Raw genomic sequence first — 15,822 nt, 5'->3', positions numbered from 1 at the left:
AAGGTCAGTCAGAGGCTGAGTCAGACCGGCCGGGTGACCCGCTCCTACATCCTCACTGTCAGGGGATGAACCGCACCTCCGGGAAGGCCGCACTCTGGCCTTCGAGCAGGCGCTGCCGGCGGTGGCGCAGATGCAGGTCGAAGAAGGCGAGCGGGTACGCCTGCTGGATCCGTACCGCCCGGGCCGGGTCGAGGGTGCCGACCCAGCTCGCGAGTTCCTCGTCGCTCATCCCGATGATCCTGGCCAGTTGCGGGATCAGCCACTGGTGGTCGCAGTACGACCCGTGGGCCGCGCCTTCGGCGTGCACGTTGAGCCGCCACCCGCGCAGGTAGTACGCCCAGATGTCCTCGACGCTCGGTTCGGCGGCCCGGCTGAACTCGGCGGTCATCAGCATGAACGGCCGGTCGATCTCGGTGATCGGTGGGTTCGACTGCATCGGGCCGTCGAAGCTGAGCCCGGCCCGGACGCGCCGGTCGGTGTTCATGACGAGGGCGGTCGCGGTCGCGCCCTTCGACCAGCCGAACATGCCGATGCGACGCGGGTCGAGCGCGGCGCCCAGGCCGGCCGGCAGCCGACGGTGCCCGGCGTCGGGGTTGCGGCCGGCGGCGAGGTCCTCGATGCGATCCAGTACGAACCGGATGTCGCGGGTGGAGTCCCACGGTGTGAACGACAGGTCGAGCGGGACGGTGAGCCGGCCGTCGGGAAACTCGCTGAAACCGTCGTACGTGTGATCCACCGTGACCACCACGTAGCCGTGGCTGGCGAGTTCCTGGACCACGATGGTGGTCTCGGCACGGTGACCGTCGTTGCCGTGCGAGAAGACGATCACGGGCAGCCGTCCGGGTGTGCGCAGCACCGGCGCTCCCAGTTGGCCGGCCGTGCGCGGCGCCGCGATATCGGCGTCGAACCCGGCGGACGCCAGCAGGTCGCCCATTGGCGCGGCGGTCATCCACGGCGCCACCGGATGCCGCCGGGCGTCCCGGGCGGCGGGATACCAGACGCCGGCCATCAGCTCGCGGTGGTGTCCCGGGCCGGCGACCGGATCCGGGCGGGACCTGTCGACGAGGTGCAGCGACACGGTGCCGATCCGGTGCGGCCCGGTGGGTCGCGGCAGCGTGAGCCGGGCCGGGCCGGGCGCGGCCTGCGCCGGGGTCGCCGACCGGTGGCCGGCGGCACCGAGCGGCACGGCGACTCCGGTGGCGAGCGCGGCGGTGAGCAGACGTCGGCGGGTCAGTGCGTTGGTCATCGGTCCTCCGTGGTGTCGGTGGTCTCGATCCGGGTGATGAGCAGCTTCAGCCGAGCGATCTCCTCGGCGAGCGCGGTGCTGCCGGCGGCGGTGAGGGTGATCCAGGTACGGCCACGCCGGCCGGCGTAGCCCTTCTCGACCTCGACCAGGCCGGCCGCCTCCAGCACGCCGAGGTGCTTGGAGAGGTTGCCGGCGGTCAGCTCCAACTGGGTACGCAGGTAGCCGAACTCGACCCGGCGGGCCTCGTGCGCGATGGTGAGGATGCCGAGCCGGACCCGCTGGTGCACCACGTCGTCCAGTCCGGTGACCGGGTGCGGGGATTCCGTCTCGTCCGGAGCCGGGATGTCGACGGGGCCGGTCACCGGGGTCGCCGCAGCCGTTGCGCCAGCGCGAAACCGGCGCTGCCCAGCAACAGCAGGCCGCCGTTGATGACCAGCTGCGGGGCCATTCCCCACCGGTCGCCCCAGCCGACTCCCCAGCCGAAGTTGATCGGTACCAGCACCACCGTCAGGTATCCGAGGGCGAAGAGCAGCAGCGCGACGCGCCGTTCCAGCCAGGCCAGCACCAGCAGGGCCAACCCGATCGCTCCGGTCGGGTCGAAGAGCCGGAAGAGGAACTGGACGAGGGCGGGCGGGGTGTCGGGAAAGTACGGGTTGTCGAGGAGTCGCCAGGCCACCGTGACGGCTGCGGAGAGCACGACGAGCGCGACGCCGGTGAGCACGTACGGCCGTACCCGGGTGCCGAGTCCCCGGGCCCGGGCGACCCGCAGGTATCCACCGGCGATCACCACGTACGCCAGCACCAGCGCCGTCCACCAGTAGAACTGGGCGCTCCGGTACCAGACCTTGCAGACCTGGCCGCGGTCCACCGGCTGGCAGCCGCTGAGGACCGGGTCGCCGAACCGGTACACCAGGATCGCCCCGAAGGTGACCAGGGCCAGCACCAGCAGCGGCAACCAGGTCACCCGCTGGGCGAGACGAACTCGGCGCGCGAGGTCGCGCGCGTCAGCCAGCAGCCGACGGGGATCGCCGGCGGCGGGAACCGAATCAGTGGTCATGCCAATAGGTTTCCATCGCAAACCTATTGGCGCAAGTGTCAACCACATGACAACAGGTCATCGGGATCCGACCCCGCCCCCGCCGCGCCCCCTGCTGGCGGTCACCGCGCCTGCGGGGCGACCGGTTCCGCGCTCAGCCCCGGCACCGAATCGGCGTGGATGCCGGTCCAGCTCAGGCAGCCGGACTCCGCCAGTACGAAGATCGCCGGGAAGCCCTCGATGCCGAACGCCCGCCGCATCGTGCCGTCCGCGTCGACGACGATCCGGGCCACCGGCTCCAGCCGGGCGAGGAACCGGGCCGACGCGTCCGGCCCGGTCACCACGGCGAGCACCCGTGCCGGACCACCCGGCCAGCGCGCCGCCACCGCCCGGAACCGTGCGCGTTCACGACGGCAGGACGCACAGGTCGGACTGAAGAACCCGACCAGGGTGGCCGCCGGTACGTCCGGGGTGACCGGCCGGCCCTGGGTGTCGTGGACGAGGAAGTCCCGCACGGCGTCACCGCGCGACAGCGCCCGCGCCGGAACCCCCTGCCGCTCCACCTCGGAGAGCAGTTCGGACTGGTAGCGCAGGCGTCGCACCACCGCGACCAGCAGGGCGGTGTTGAACGCGCACACGGCGCTGCTGAGCACGACGACGGCGACGAGCACGGACATGGCGCGGCCTCACAGACGAGCGGTGAAGAGGGAGGTGATCTCGTGCAGCCGGGTGATGACGCCGGCCAGTGCCACGGCGCCGACCAGGCACACCAGCGTGGCGTCCCAGCGCATCGACACCGCTCCGGCGGCGATCCGGGTGCTCAGCAGGCCGCCGGAGACCACGCCCAGCAGCAGGAGGTTGCGGGCGAGGGCGGTGCGGCGGGTGGCCGAGACCGACGAGCCGAAGCACTCGCACTCCAGGGCCTGCCCGGACCTCGGGGACCGGGCCAGCGCCCAGGTGAAGCCGCAGAGCAGTACGCCGGCCAGGCCGAGCCCGACCGACGAGAGCGGGCCGGCGGCGGCGGTCAGCGCCACGGTCACCTCACCGGCGACGACGAACCGCGCGAGCGCCGAGGCCGGCTCCTCCGGCAGGCCCGTCAAGAGCCGGGTGGAACGGCGGAACCGGGCGTACGCCGCCCGGCTGCGGAGCTTGCCGAGCGCGGCGAACGCGAAGACCACGACGACGGTGCCACGGCAGACCACGGAGAGGTACGGGAGCACGCCGCTCACCCGAACTCCCGTAGACCCTCGACGACGCGCTCCTCGACGACGCGCTCCTCGACGACGCGCTCGTCGGCGGCGACGGTCAGCAGGGGGATGTGGAAGTCCTCCGGGTACGGCTCGTCCACCGCGACGCCGTCCACCGAGACCCAGGCATGCGCCCCGAACGGCGGATACCGGCGTACGCCGGCGTGCCACACCGGCCAGCTGCCGGCGAGCCGACAGAGCAGCACCGTGGCGATCGAACGCGGCAGGCATCCCAGTGGACCACTACAGAAGGCACTGGTCATGACGGTGTCCCGGCGTGCGGCGGCCGCCTCCGCACGGCTCGCCGGACGCGCGCCACGACTGAGCCGGTGCAGTACCCGACGGATGCGGTCGGGCCTCTGCACGGCCAGCAGCCTGGCCACGGCGACGACCGCGCGCACGACGAGCCGCCGCCGCACACCGAGGCGCCCGGGGTCGTGCCGGAGAACCTGTTCCGAGGTCACCCGGCGACCACCAGTCCGGCCGCCTCCAGGTCGGCGATCAGCCCGGACACGTCCGCGGCCATCACCGTGGGGTCGCCGTCGAACCGCTCCTCGAGTCGGGCCGCCGCGTGTCCGGGATCCCCGTCGGCCAGCAGCGAGGCGAGCACCGCCGCCGCGCTCGGGTTGAGCGTCCAGTACTGGCCGGATGTGGCGTCGAGGAGCACGCCGCCGTACTCGGTCGGTGTCCAGGACACCCGGTCGCGCAGCTTCCAGGTCATGGTCTTTCCCTCATCGGATAGCGGGTGCGGGTACGGGTACGGCTTCCACGGTGCGCAGCCAGGTCTCGCAGGCCAGGGTCTGGTCGAGGTCGTACCAGGTGCGGTCGTCCGGGCTGCGTACGGCGGCGCGCAGCGCGGCGGCGTCCACGAGGCCGTGCCCGGCCAGCCGCGAATCGTCGGCGAGTGCGAGCAGGTCGTCGCGGTGCCGGTCGGCGCCCCGGGCAGCCGCGATCGAGGTGTCGGCCTTGGTGTCCCGGGCGAGCAGCGCCGGTGGCAGTACCCCCTGCATGGCGGCGCGGATCAGCGGCTTGTAGTCCCGGGGAGCGGTGACGTGCGCGGGGTGTACCGCCAGGCACGCCTCGACGACCTGGTCGTCGAGGTACGGCAGGGCGGCCCTCACCCCGACCCGCCGGGTCGACTGGGCGAGGTGCCGGGCGTTCGCCGCACCCGCGTACACCCCGGTGAGCCGGCCGTGCAGCCCCCGGTCGTCGGCGAGCGGCGCCGCCTCGGCCGCCCGCTCGCGCAGTGCCTCGCCCAGGGCCGCCCGGGCCTCCGGGGTGAGCCACGGCGCGGTCGCGACCGGTGCGCCCCAGTCGAGGAGTGGCCGGGGACGGCTGAGTCGGGCAGCGTCGAGGTCCCTGTCGAGCGACGCCATCCAGCGGCCGTACGGGCGTCTGTCCAGGACCGCCCGCAGCGTGTCCCGGCGTCGCCACCGGTAGGCCGCGCCCAGCAGCCGCAGTTGACGAAGGGCCTGCCAGGGATGCGTCCTCAGCAGGGTCAGTTGCAGCACCGGGTCGGCGCTGAGCAGTTCGTCACCACCGAACCCGGTGAGGCGGGTACGAGCACCGTGCGCCAGAGCCCGGCGGGACACGGCGAGGAAGCTCGCCCGGTACAGCACGGCGGCGGTCGGCTCGTCGAAGCGGTCCTCCGCCCGGAGGATCCCCTCGTACGGCAGGGGGTTCGCCTCGCCCGCCACCACCTCGTGGGTCACCGAGCCGAGTTCGGCGGCGGCCCGGCGGGCCCACGGCAGGTCGTCGTCGAGCGGGTCCGGGCTCACGCAGGTCAGCCCGACCACCCGGCTGCCGCCCCGGGCGGCCAGTGCGCAGAGCGACGTCGAATCCATCCCGCTCAGGTCGCTGGCGATCACTCCGTGGCCGCCCGCGCGTACGGCGACGGCGTCGGAGAGCGCCCGGCGCAACCGGTCGGCGGCGGTGGCCAGGTCGAGCACGGGTTCGGGAGCGCGCCACCGGGTCACGGTGCGCGGCGCCGTGGCACGGTCCAGCAGCAGGCGCCGGTCCGGGGGTACGGCCTGCACGCCGCGCCAGACCGGCTGCCAGAAGATCGGCCAGGGGGCGTACGGGGCGAGCATCCGCAGGGCGAGTGCCTCCTCGTCGACCCGCGCACCGGTGAGCCCGGCCAGTACGTCGGCCCGGTCACCGGCGGCGCTCCGCTCGCCCGCCGCGACGAAGTAGACCCGGCGGTATCCCGACAGGCTGCCCTGCACCGCCGTCCCCGCCGGGGTGGTGGCGAGCGCGTGGAAGCTGCCGGGCAGGCCCTGTAGGGCGGCACACATCTGCGCGGCGTCGCGGGTGCCCGCAGCACGCCGTTCGAGGTCACCGGCCGAGAGACGGTGTTCGCCCAGCGCGACGAGGCGGCGGTCGCCGAACTCGGCCACCGCCACCTCGTCGTCGGTCCACCGACCGAGCAGCCATGGACGCCCGGAGGCATGGGTGAGGGTGCGCAGCGTCGGGACCCGGTGCCGGAGCGGCTCGACGAGCGCGCGACCGGCGTCGGTGTCCGGGACGACCACGAACCACGAGAGCCCGGATGCCAGGTCCGGAACGGCCACCATGGGTACTACCCCTCTGCGTCGGTACGGTGGGTCCGGGCCGTCAGCTGCAGACCGAACGCGGCTTCTGGGTGACGAACGACTCCCGGCAGCTGGTGAACAGGCTGCCGGCGGTCTTGCGGGCGAACGTGCCCTGCTTCGACAGGGTGGGCCGCTCGTAGGCGGTCTTCTTCACCATCGATGTACCTCCTCGGTGTGGTCGGGCTCCGGCGTCCTGAGCCCGTGGTGCAAGCACTATCCGAGGTCGATCTATATTGTTGCGATATCGGCGCTTTGCCTCGACGCCTGCGCACCGGGCCTCGGCGCCTGCGCACCGGCTCCGGCCAGCAACTGGGTCGCGGCCAGTCCTCGGTAGAGTTCACAGCCGTCCACCAGGTCGGCGTGCGTGCCGACCGCACGAACCCGGCCCGCGTCCAGCACGACGATGCGGTCGGCCCGGGTCACCGTGGAGAGCCGGTGCGCCACCATCACCACCGTGGTGGTCCGGGCGACGGCGGCGACGATCTCGCCGAGCGCGCGTTCGTTCATGGCGTCGAGCTGCGAGGTCGGCTCGTCGAGCAGCAGCAGCCCCGGTCGGCGCAGCAGGGCACGGGCGATGGCGATGCGTTGCCGTTCCCCGCCGGAGAGCGTCGTACCGTGGTGGCCGACCGCGGTGTCGAGGCCGTCCGGCAGCCGCCGGAGCAGCGGGACGAGGCGGGTCTGTTCGAGGACCTCCGCCAGCCACGGCTCCGGTGCGGATGCCGAGCCCATCGTCACGTTGTCCCGCAGCGTTCCGGAGAGGACCGGGGCGTCCTGCTCGACGTAGCCGATCCGGGCCCGCAGGTCGGCCAGCGGCCAGTCCCGGACGTCGCGGCCGTCGATCTCGACCTGCCCGCTGGTGGGGTCGTAGAAGCGTTCGATCAGCGCCAGCAGGGTCGTCTTGCCGGCTCCGGAGGGTCCCACGACGGCGGTCAGCCCGGTCGCCGGCAGTCGCAGCTCGACGTGTTCCAGGATCGCCGGGCCGCCGGGCCGGTGCCGCAGCGAGACGTCCCGGAACGCCACCGTCACGGGCGCGGGGGTGCCCGCCGCCGGGGCGTCGGCGGGCCGGTCCAGGTCCTCGGCGGCGAGTTCGGCGATCCCGTCGATGCGCCGGACGGCGGCCAGGCCCGCCTGTAGCCCGGTGACGCCGCCGACCAGCTGGGTCACCGGGCCGCCGAGGTAGAAGAGGTACAGCAGGAAGGCCACCAGGGACGAGACGGCGAGACCACCGGCGGCGACCCGCGCCCCACCCACCCCCAGCACCACGATGAAGGCGACCTGGACGGCGAGGCCGGTGGCGATGCCGGCCAGCGAGACCCAGCGCGCCGCCTGCCGCCCCCGCCGCCACGCCTGCCGGGCGGCGGCGTGCACGGCGGCGGCCTGCCGCTCCTCGGCGCCGTTGGCCTTGACGGTCCGAAAGGCGCCCAGGGTACGTTCGAGGACCGCGCCCATCCCGCCGACCGCCTCCTGCGCCTCTTCCCCGGCGCTGCGGATCCGTGGCACCAGCGCCAGGGTCACGGCGGCGAGCATCAGCAGGACGACCAGTACCACCGCGAGCAGGACCGCGTCGAGTCGGGCCATCAGCACCACCGCGCCCGCGATCTGGAGTACCCCGGCCACCAGGTCGACGACGTTGCTGGTGGCCGCCGCGCGCAGTTGGGTGGTGTCCCCGGTCGCCCGGGACAGCAGGTCCCCGGGCTCGGCGCCGTCCACGACCGCGATGCGCAGGCGCAGCAGCCGGGCGACGAGCCGGCGGCGCGCGGTCAGCACGACGCTCTCGGCGGTCAGCTCCACGAGGTACATGCCCCAGACCCCGACGACCACGCTGAGCAGCAGCAGCGCCACCAGCAGCAGCATCGGCTCGCGGTACGGGGTGCCGCCGGTCAGCGCGTCGATCAGGCTCTTGACCACCATCGGCTGGGCGAGGTTGGCCAGTCCGCCGAGGAACATCAGGGCCGCTCCGCCGAGCAGTCCACGGGCGTGCGGGCGGACGTAGCTCAGCAGGGACGCCAGCGGCGCCCGACCGGCGGCACCGGGGATGGGAAGCATGCCGTCGTCCTCACCGGGGTGTCGGAGGTGCCGGCCGTGATCGGCGCCGGCCCACCGACACCCTCCGGTGAGGTCCGATATTCGAGCTATACCGGAGCTTTTACCGGCGGGCCGGGCCGGCGGAGTGCAGCCGTCGCCGGCCCCGGGCCGGGCGGGCGGCTAGCTGTAGGGACCAGCATCGTTGTTGACGCGGCTGATGGGTGGTTGGCCTCCGAGTGCGGTGTGTCCGCGATGGTGGTTGTAGGTGTGGATCCAGGTGGGTAGGGCGTCGGCGCGGTGTTGGTTGCTGGTGTAGGGCTGTTGGTAGGCCCATTCGTCGAGGAGGGTGCGGTTGAAGCGTTCGGCTTTGCCGTTGGTTTGTGGTCGGTAGCGGCGGGTGAAGCGGGGTTGTGCGCCGACGAGTACCCCGAAGGGCCTTTCCGCTCGACTTGCATGTGTTAAGCACGCCGCCAGCGTTCGTCCTGAGCCAGGATCAAACTCTCCAACAAAAACCATCGAAAAATTTGCAACCCGGCAACAATAAAACACTTGCTGCCAAACAAAAAACCATTTGGCACTGGCTTATCAAGCACCCTGTTGAGTTCTCAAAGAACAACCACACACCAGACAACCAGCCACAAAGACCAGCCACCCGGGGCTTATCCGCACCCGCCGTTTCCGCCAGGCACTTGTTGTACTTTACCCGACTGTTTCCGCCTCGTCAAACCGATGTCTCCCGGTTTGTCATGCTTCGTCCAGCCGTCGTGCACCCGCACGGACGCGACGGGCTACCGCCGCGATCGTTCGGGGTTTGGCAGGCCGGCCGCCGCGGTGTTGCCTTGCGGTCTTGCCCGGTGCCCTGCCGGGAGAGAAAGTTACACGCCCGAGGCGGCAACGCCAAATCGGGGTCGAACCTGGAAAGAATAAGGCGTTAAGTCTGAAGTGTCGGAATCTGTTCGGCCCGCGCCGCAGTCCCGGTCAGGTGCCGGGCCCGCTGCTGCGGGACCTACGCCAGGTGTAACCACGGTGTACGGCTCCGTGTTCCCGGCCTTCGGCTGGACGGTGGCGTCCGGCTGAGTGGTCGCGGCAGGCTGAGTGGCGGCGGTCAGTCCGGGAGTTGGGCGAGTCGGGTCAGGTAGGCGCTGCCGGTCCGGACGATCGTGCCGGCCAGGGCGGTGGTCTCGGGGTCGGCTCCGGAGCGCTGCTCGGCACCGGCGACCCGGACCGACTGCTCCAGGTGCGCCCTGAGGTGCTGGCCGAAGAGGCGGCGGAACTCGGCTTCCGGGGCCGTACCGAGCGCGGTCAGCTCGGCGGCGGTGACCATGCCCGGCATGTCGTGCCCCTCGTGCGGGTTGGTCTTCGGCGCACCGGAGCGGTCGAGCAGGCGCCGGGACCGGTCCAGATCGGCGCGGTGGGTCTCCCGTACCCGGGCGGCGAGCCGGCGTACGGCCGGGTCGGCGGTGCGTTGGGGCACCAGGTCCAGCAGCGGCAGTACCCGCTCGTGCATGGCGACGGTGAGTTGCAGCCAGGCGATGTCGGTGCCGTTGAACGGGCCGGACAGGCTGGGCGTACCCGTCGGGACGGCTGGTCGACCAGCCGTGGCCGCGCTGGTGGGCGTACCCGAAACGGACGCTGGCGCCGCGTCGGAGCCGGCGCACCCGCCGACCAGCAGGAGCGCGACGAGCGCCGCGGCGGCCGGTGCCACGGTGCCGAACCTCATTTCCCGGTTCCCTCCGGTCGCTGTCCCGGGGTGGGTCCGGCCGGAGCCGGACCCACCCCGGAGCCCACGGTCAGCTCGGGCGACCGTCCGCACCGCACTTGATCACGGGGCGGATGCAGTCCCGGACCCGGCGCAGCATCTCGGCCTCGGGCCAGGCGTTGAAGAAGTCACCGTGCATCGTGAAACCGCCACCGGAGGCGAGCCGGAACCGCGCCGGGTTGCCGCTCACCGGGTAGCGCAGCACCTGGCGGAGCTTCGGCACCGCCACCGGGTGGCTGGGCGGGCATGCCTGGTTCACCGGGTACGCCATGTGGCTCTTGTGGTCCGGCGAGTCGAGGTCGCGGCCGTTCCAGCACTGCGGGAAGTCGAGGTACGACTCCAGCATCGTCCCGGACGGACAGTTGACGAAGTCCTTGGACGCGCCGACGTGCCCCGCGTGCAGGCAGGACCACCGGGAGATCGTGGTCGAGTCCGGGCCGGTGGCCCGGGCGTTGCCGGCCACGATCCGCAGGCCCAGCGGCAGTGGCTGGGTGTTGGCGACGATGTCGCTGCGGACGCCCTCGCCGAGGTAGTAGAACGTGACGATGGCCGGCTCCACCGGGACGTTGTCCGCGTAGAGGGTGGGCACCCAGTAGGACGAGACGTCGACCCGGGGGTTGCAGGTGGTGTTGGAGTTCAGCAGGTCGGCCAGGTTGGTGTAGGCGTTGGTGGTCGTCGCGCCGAAGAAGCTGTGCATGTGCGAGGCGCCGGGCAGGCCCGGGTAGATGATCGGGTCGTCCGGCAGCCGGTGGCTGTACGGACAGTCGGCCAGGAACTCGGCGACCCGGACGATCCGGGCCTCGGCCGGCTCCGCCCGCTCGACCACGGCGTAGCCGCCGAGCAGGACGAGCAGGGCACCGAACAGTGTCACGATCCTCAGCCGGCGGCGCGGCGCGGGCAGGGGTGCGGCCCTTTCCATGTGGGCACTCCTAGCTGGTGAGCGGCCAGCGAGGGTTCCGGCGCCGCCGCCGAAGGCGTCGGAGATCGCTGGCCAGACTGGGTGGTGGCCAGACTGGTGGTGGTCTGCCCTCGTTCGAGGTGTGAGAGAGCGCTCTCTCTCACATCCACCAGCTTGAGCCTGCCGTCGAAAGCTGTCAATACTTCCGCCCCGAACCGCTCATCTCCACCGGCACGGCGAGCGCGCCTCCTCCACTGGGCCGGCGAAGGCGCATCCTCCCCTCGGACCGGCGAAGGCGCATCGTCAGCCGGGGCGGCGGCCGCGCATCGTCAGCCGGGGCGGCGGGTCGGGTCGAGGAAGACGTACCGGATCGCCGGGTTGCGGGCGATCAGTCGCCGTTCCGCCTCGTCGGCGGCGATCTCGATCTCCTCCCGGCTGGCGTCGTCGGCGAAGTTGACCTTCACCGCCACCAGGATGTCCTCCGGCCCGAGTTGCAGCGTCATCAACCGGTCCACGCCCCGGAGATCCGGCACCGCCGCCAACTCCTGCTCGATCTCCGCCCGTACCGCGTCCTGGGCCGCCCGGCCGACCAGCAGCGCGATGTTGTTGTGCGCCAGGGTGGTCGCCACCACCAGCAGCAGCACGCCGATCGCGATCGAGGCGACGCCGTCCCAGACCGGGCTGCCGGTCAGCTCCGAGGCACCCACCCCGATGCCCGCCAGGACCAGCCCGACCAGCGCCGCGCTGTCCTCCAGCAGTACCGCCTTGATCGTGGTGTTCGGGGTACGCCGGGCCACCCGCAGCCAGGAGACGCGCCAGCGCGCCGCCCGACGGCGCAACTGGCGTACCGAGCGGGTCAGCGAGATGCCCTCGGCCACGAAGGAGACCACCAGCACCACGTACGCGACGAGCGGGTCCAGGTCCTCGTGCCGCTGCTGGATCGCCTCCACACCCTGAAAGATGGAGAACCCGGCACCGATGACGAAGGTGACCACGGCGGCGACGAACGCCCAGAGGTAGCTCTCCCGGCCATAGCCGAACGGGTACTGCGTGGTCGGTGGCCGGGCGCCTCGCCGCAGCGCGATGAAGAGCAGCAGCTCGGTGGTGGTGTCGGCGACCGAGTGGGCCGCCTCGGAGAGCACCGCGGCCGAGCCGGAGACGATCCCGGCGATCGCCTTCGCCACCGCCACGGTGAGGTTGGCCAGACCCGCGATGATCACCGTGCCGACGCTCTGGCTGTGCTGCGAACGCGACGAACTCAGCGGTCCCGCCTGCGACCAGGGTGCCTGACCGGCGGCCGAGCCCTCGGTGTGCTGGGTGCTCCGGGCGCCGCCCGGCTGGCGTACGCCCGGCTCGGGTGCACCGGGCCCCGGTACGCCCGGCCCGGGTGCGTCCGGCCGGCGCGCGTACGGCCCGTTTCCGCCCGGCTCGGCGTCCGGGCTGCGCGCCGGCTCGGCCATGAGGTCAGCCTAGGTGCCGGGCCGGGGCCCAGCCGGCGGTTGCCCCGAGTCCGACGGGACCGGGGAGGTCGCTTCGTCGTACCCGGTCTCTAGGCTGAACGCCGAGCTTACGGGCCTGACGGGAGGGGGACTTCGTGGCGCACGAGGCAGTGGTGACGGCGACCGACGATCGGCCCGAGCAGCCGGGCGGAGCCGAGCTCGACCCGGTGGAACCGGCCGCCGATCCGGTGGTCGACCCGGCCGCCGATCCGGTGGTCGACCCGGTGGATCCGGTGGTCGACGCCGCGCTCGCCGCGCCGTTCCCGGACCGTCCGGCCTACCAGGCGGCGATCGCCGAGATCCGCTCGGCGGCGGCCGCCTACTACAACGGCGCGGACCTGGCGATGGACGACGCGACCTACGACGCGCTGATGGCCCGGGTCGTCGCCACCGAGGCCGCCCAGCCGGGCTGGAAGGACGACGACTCGCCCAGCGAGCTGGTGGCGGCCGGCGCCGGACTGGTCGGCGACGTCGTGCACAGCGTCCCGATGCTCAGCCTCGACAACGTCTTCGGCGAGGAGGAGTTGGCCCGCTGGGCGGCCCGGCTCGACAAGCTGCTCGGCCGTCCCGCCGCCGGCTACACCGTGGAGCCCAAGATCGACGGGCTGGCCATCGCCGCCCGTTACGTGGACGGCCGGCTCACCCAGGTCGCCACCCGGGGCGACGGGCTGGCCGGCGAGGACGTCACCCCGCAGGCACGGCGGGCGGCCGGCCTCCCGGAGCGGCTCACCGAGCCGCTCACCCTGGAGATCCGCGGCGAGGTCTACATGACCGACGCCGACTTTGCCAGGGCCCAGGAGATGCGCACCGGGCACGGCGAGCCGGCCTTCGCGCATCCGCGCAGCGCCGCCGCCGGCACCCTCCGCGTGCAGGACCGGGCGTACGACGCGCCGCTCTCCTTCCTCGCCTACGCGGTGCACGGCCTCGACGGCGCCGACGGGACGACCGAGCCGCGCCCACACTCGGCCACCATGGCGTACGTCGAGAGCCTCGGCGTCGCCACCACCGCCGGTTCACCGGCCGGGATGCCGCTCTGCACCACCATCGACGAGGTGCTGGCGGTGGTGGAGTCGCTCTACGCCCGCCGGGGCGAGCTGGGCTTCGGCATCGACGGTGCGGTGATCAAGGCCGACCACCCGGCCGACCGCGAGCTGGCCGGCTCCGGCACCCGGGCCCCCCGCTGGGGCATCGCCTACAAGTTCCCCGCCGACACCCGCACCACCACCCTGCTCTCGATCGAGGTGCAGGTCGGCCGGACCGGGCTGATCACCCCGGTCGCCGTACTGGCACCGGTGCAGGTCGGTGGAGTGACGGTCACCTCGGCCACCCTGCACAACTTCGACGACCTGGTCCGGCGCAACGTCCGGGCCGGCGACACCGTCTTCGTCCGGCGGGCCGGTGACGTGATCCCCGAGATCACCGGTGCCAAGCTCGACGAGCGGCCGGCGGATTCCACGGCGTACGAGCCGCCGACCTCGTGCCCGCGCTGCGGCGGCGAGATCGACCGCTCGCAGAAGCGCTGGCGCTGCACCCAGGGCCGGGCCTGCGGCGCCCGCGAGTCGCTCTCCTACTACGCGGCTCGCGACTCGATGGACATCGAGGGGCTGGGCAGCAAGATCATCGACCTGCTGGTCAGCGCCGGCATGGTCACCGACCCGGCCGACCTCTACGATCTCGACGCCGCCACGCTGGCCACCCTGGAGCGGCTGGGCGAGACCTCCGCCCGCAAACTCGTGGCCAACATCGAGGCGTCGAAGCGGCAGCCGCTCAGCCGGGTGCTCACCGGCCTCGGCGTACGGATGACCGGCCGGTCGATGTCCCGCCGGCTCGCCCGGCACTTCGGCACCATGGAGGCGCTGCTCGCCGCCTCCGTCGCCGACCTTCAGGAGGTCGAGGGCGTCGGACCGGAGCGCGCCGTCACCATCGCGGCGGAGCTGGTCGAGCTGGCCCCGGTCGTCGAGAAGCTCGCCGCGCGCGGGGTCAACATGACCGAACCGGGCGTTCCCGGCCAGGCCGCGACCGCCGGGGGCGACGCCGACCCGGAGATGCCGGCGGCGACCGCGCTGCCGCTGCGCCGGCCGGACGGCACCCCGATGACGGTCGTGGTCACCGGCTCCGTGCCGGGGCTGACCCGCAACGAGGGCAACGAGGCGGTCGAGCGGCTCGGCGGCAAGTCGTCCGGCTCGGTCTCCAAGCGGACCGATCTGGTGGTGGTCGGCGACGGCGCGGGCAGCAAGGCGGAGAAGGCGGCCGGCCTCGGCGTCCGGGTGATGCCGGCGGAACGCTTCGCCGAACTGCTCGCCGCGCACACCGCCGCAGACGCGGCGACCATCGCCGAGATCATGGCAGTGCCGGAGACCGAACCGGAGCCAGAGGTCGAGCCGGCGCCGGAGACCGAACCAGTGCCGGTGCCCGAACCAGCGCCGAAGGCCGAACCAGCGCCGAAGGCCGAACCGGTGTCGGAGGCCGAACCGGAGCCGGTGGCCGAACGGTAGCCGGGTGCGGGGACGCTGTTTCCGGGCGGGTGATGCGGTCTGCGGGGGCGCGGTGGTCAGCGGCGGCCGATCACCACCGTCGCCGGGAGGTCGTCGTCGGTGACCACCGCCGGGTCGAGGCCGGCCCGGTCGAACACGTCCGCCGCCACCTCCGCCTGCTCCAGGCCCGTCTCCACCAGCAGGTGACCGCCGGGGAGGAGCCAGTCCCGGGCTCCGGCAGCCACCCGGCGCAGCACGTCGAGACCGTCACGTCCGCCGTCCAGCGCCACCAGCGGCTCGTGCAGCCGCGCCTCCGGCGGCAACAGCCCGACCGCCGCGCTGGGCACGTACGGCACGTTCGCGACCAGCACGTCGATCCGGCCGCGCAGCCGGGCCGGAAGGGGCTGGTACAGGTCACCGGCGTACACCTGGGCGCCGAGTGCGGCAAGGTTGCGCCGGGCGCAACGGACGGCGGCCGGTTCGACGTCCACCGCGTACAGCGTCACGTCGCCGACCAGTGCCGCAACCGCCAGCCCGATCGCACCGGAGCCGCAGGCCAGGTCCAGCACCGTCGCCCCCGGCCGGGCCAGCGCGGCGGCCCGACGGACCAGCAGCTCGGTACGGCGGCGCGGCACGAAGACTCCCGGGTCGACGGCGACCCGCAGCCCGCAGAAGTCCACCCAGCCGACGATGTGTTCCAGCGGCAGCCCGGCGACCCGCAGCTCGACCATGGCCAGCAGTTCGGTCGGGCTCCGGGCGGCAGTACTCAGAAGTTCGGCCTCGTCCTCGGCGAAGACACAGCCGGCGGCCCGGAGCCGACGGACGACGTCCGCGCCGTCCGGTGTGGAGACGGGACCGGAGATGGGTGCTGACAACGGGTAGCCCTTCGGAACGCCTGCGGGCGCTCTCCCGGCTAGCGCGGCCCGACGTGCCCCGGGGAGGGCACCGGTCCGGAGGACGGGAGCGCCCGGCCGATCGACACGGAAATCGGTCCCACCTCCTCTGGTCGCCACGAACGAGGCCCTCAAGGTACCTCACCTGGCGGCG

At 72.8% G+C, this 15,822-nt stretch carries 15 protein-coding genes and 1 pseudogene; 1 reads left to right on the top strand and 15 read right to left on the bottom strand.

The window, feature by feature from the left end; translation table 11 throughout:
* Positions 1–58: 58 nt before the first annotated feature.
* The 14 genes and pseudogenes from C6361_RS36315 to C6361_RS36250 all read right to left on the bottom strand — a co-directional run bounded on the left by C6361_RS36315 (position 59) and on the right by C6361_RS36250 (position 12,262).
* Complete coding sequence (locus tag C6361_RS36315) at positions 59–1,246, bottom strand: acetylhydrolase (protein WP_107270602.1); 1,188 nt, start codon at positions 1,244–1,246, stop codon at positions 59–61.
* Positions 1,243–1,608, bottom strand: coding sequence for a transcriptional regulator (locus C6361_RS36310; protein ID WP_234359217.1), 366 nt, complete (start codon positions 1,606–1,608; stop codon positions 1,243–1,245). The genes C6361_RS36315 and C6361_RS36310 overlap by 4 nt, the downstream gene beginning before the upstream one ends.
* The gene (locus C6361_RS36305) at positions 1,605–2,303 is read right to left on the bottom strand and encodes a hypothetical protein (RefSeq protein WP_107270601.1); all 699 of its coding nucleotides are present in this window, start codon (positions 2,301–2,303) and stop codon (positions 1,605–1,607) included. The genes C6361_RS36310 and C6361_RS36305 overlap by 4 nt, the downstream gene beginning before the upstream one ends.
* 101 nt (positions 2,304–2,404) lie before the next feature.
* Entirely contained in the window at positions 2,405–2,959 is a 555-nt protein-coding gene (locus C6361_RS36300; RefSeq protein WP_107270600.1) for a redoxin family protein, read from the bottom strand.
* Between the two features lie 9 nt (positions 2,960–2,968).
* The gene (locus C6361_RS36295; protein ID WP_107270599.1) at positions 2,969–3,511 is read right to left on the bottom strand and encodes a MauE/DoxX family redox-associated membrane protein; all 543 of its coding nucleotides are present in this window, start codon (positions 3,509–3,511) and stop codon (positions 2,969–2,971) included.
* A complete protein-coding gene (locus C6361_RS36290) occupies positions 3,508–3,993 on the bottom strand; it encodes a lasso peptide biosynthesis B2 protein (protein WP_107270598.1) in 486 nt (161 codons plus the stop codon). The genes C6361_RS36295 and C6361_RS36290 overlap by 4 nt, the downstream gene beginning before the upstream one ends.
* Complete coding sequence (locus C6361_RS36285; RefSeq protein ID WP_107270597.1) at positions 3,990–4,250, bottom strand: lasso peptide biosynthesis PqqD family chaperone; 261 nt, start codon at positions 4,248–4,250, stop codon at positions 3,990–3,992. The genes C6361_RS36290 and C6361_RS36285 overlap by 4 nt, the downstream gene beginning before the upstream one ends.
* 10 nt (positions 4,251–4,260) lie before the next feature.
* Entirely contained in the window at positions 4,261–6,102 is a 1,842-nt protein-coding gene (locus C6361_RS36280) for an asparagine synthase-related protein (protein ID WP_107270596.1), read from the bottom strand.
* Between the two features lie 40 nt (positions 6,103–6,142).
* Positions 6,143–6,277, bottom strand: a complete 135-nt coding sequence (locus C6361_RS36275) for a keywimysin-related RiPP (protein WP_159079647.1) — start codon at positions 6,275–6,277, stop codon at positions 6,143–6,145.
* A 71-nt stretch (positions 6,278–6,348) separates the two neighbouring features.
* On the bottom strand, positions 6,349–8,166 hold the full coding sequence (locus C6361_RS36270) for an ABC transporter ATP-binding protein (RefSeq protein ID WP_107270595.1): 1,818 nt from the start codon (positions 8,164–8,166) through the stop codon (positions 6,349–6,351).
* A 159-nt stretch (positions 8,167–8,325) separates the two neighbouring features.
* Positions 8,326–8,550 (bottom strand): annotated as a pseudogene (locus tag C6361_RS36265) (integrase core domain-containing protein); the annotation flags it as partial.
* A gap of 700 nt (positions 8,551–9,250) precedes the next feature.
* Positions 9,251–9,865, bottom strand: coding sequence for a DUF305 domain-containing protein (locus C6361_RS36260; protein ID WP_107270594.1), 615 nt, complete (start codon positions 9,863–9,865; stop codon positions 9,251–9,253).
* 70 nt (positions 9,866–9,935) lie between these two features.
* Complete coding sequence (locus C6361_RS36255) at positions 9,936–10,823, bottom strand: DUF1996 domain-containing protein (protein ID WP_107263074.1); 888 nt, start codon at positions 10,821–10,823, stop codon at positions 9,936–9,938.
* Between the two features lie 308 nt (positions 10,824–11,131).
* Entirely contained in the window at positions 11,132–12,262 is a 1,131-nt protein-coding gene (locus tag C6361_RS36250; RefSeq protein ID WP_199853169.1) for a cation diffusion facilitator family transporter, read from the bottom strand.
* Between the two features lie 134 nt (positions 12,263–12,396).
* Here C6361_RS36250 and ligA point away from each other — a divergent pair, with 134 nt between their 5' ends.
* The gene (gene ligA / locus C6361_RS36245; RefSeq protein WP_234359216.1) at positions 12,397–14,796 is read left to right on the top strand and encodes an NAD-dependent DNA ligase LigA; all 2,400 of its coding nucleotides are present in this window, start codon (positions 12,397–12,399) and stop codon (positions 14,794–14,796) included.
* Positions 14,797–14,852: 56 nt separating this feature from the next.
* On the opposite strand, the gene C6361_RS36240 is transcribed toward ligA, so the two are convergent.
* Positions 14,853–15,650 (bottom strand): putative protein N(5)-glutamine methyltransferase, encoded by a 798-nt coding sequence (locus tag C6361_RS36240; protein ID WP_107270593.1) that lies wholly within the window; start codon positions 15,648–15,650, stop codon positions 14,853–14,855.
* Positions 15,651–15,822: the final 172 nt, after the last annotated feature.

Source organism: Plantactinospora sp. BC1, assembly GCF_003030345.1.
In the GTDB taxonomy this organism is placed as follows: Bacteria; Actinomycetota; Actinomycetes; order Mycobacteriales; family Micromonosporaceae; genus Plantactinospora.
The sequence above is the reverse complement of the archived record's forward strand: the minus strand, read 5'-3'. Positions and strand labels throughout refer to the sequence as shown.

Coding starts and splice junctions, on each gene's coding strand:
- C6361_RS36260 (WP_107270594.1), bottom strand. CDS start 9,865: ATGAGGTTCGGCACCGTGGCACCGGCCGCCGCGGCGCTCGTCGCGCTC.
- C6361_RS36305 (WP_107270601.1), bottom strand. CDS start 2,303: ATGACCACTGATTCGGTTCCCGCCGCCGGCGATCCCCGTCGGCTGCTG.
- C6361_RS36285 (WP_107270597.1), bottom strand. CDS start 4,250: ATGACCTGGAAGCTGCGCGACCGGGTGTCCTGGACACCGACCGAGTAC.
- C6361_RS36300 (WP_107270600.1), bottom strand. CDS start 2,959: ATGTCCGTGCTCGTCGCCGTCGTCGTGCTCAGCAGCGCCGTGTGCGCG.
- C6361_RS36315 (WP_107270602.1), bottom strand. CDS start 1,246: ATGACCAACGCACTGACCCGCCGACGTCTGCTCACCGCCGCGCTCGCC.
- C6361_RS36275 (WP_159079647.1), bottom strand. CDS start 6,277: ATGGTGAAGAAGACCGCCTACGAGCGGCCCACCCTGTCGAAGCAGGGC.
- C6361_RS36270 (WP_107270595.1), bottom strand. CDS start 8,166: ATGCTTCCCATCCCCGGTGCCGCCGGTCGGGCGCCGCTGGCGTCCCTG.
- C6361_RS36280 (WP_107270596.1), bottom strand. CDS start 6,102: ATGGTGGCCGTTCCGGACCTGGCATCCGGGCTCTCGTGGTTCGTGGTC.
- C6361_RS36255 (WP_107263074.1), bottom strand. CDS start 10,823: ATGGAAAGGGCCGCACCCCTGCCCGCGCCGCGCCGCCGGCTGAGGATC.
- C6361_RS36250 (WP_199853169.1), bottom strand. CDS start 12,262: ATGGCCGAGCCGGCGCGCAGCCCGGACGCCGAGCCGGGCGGAAACGGG.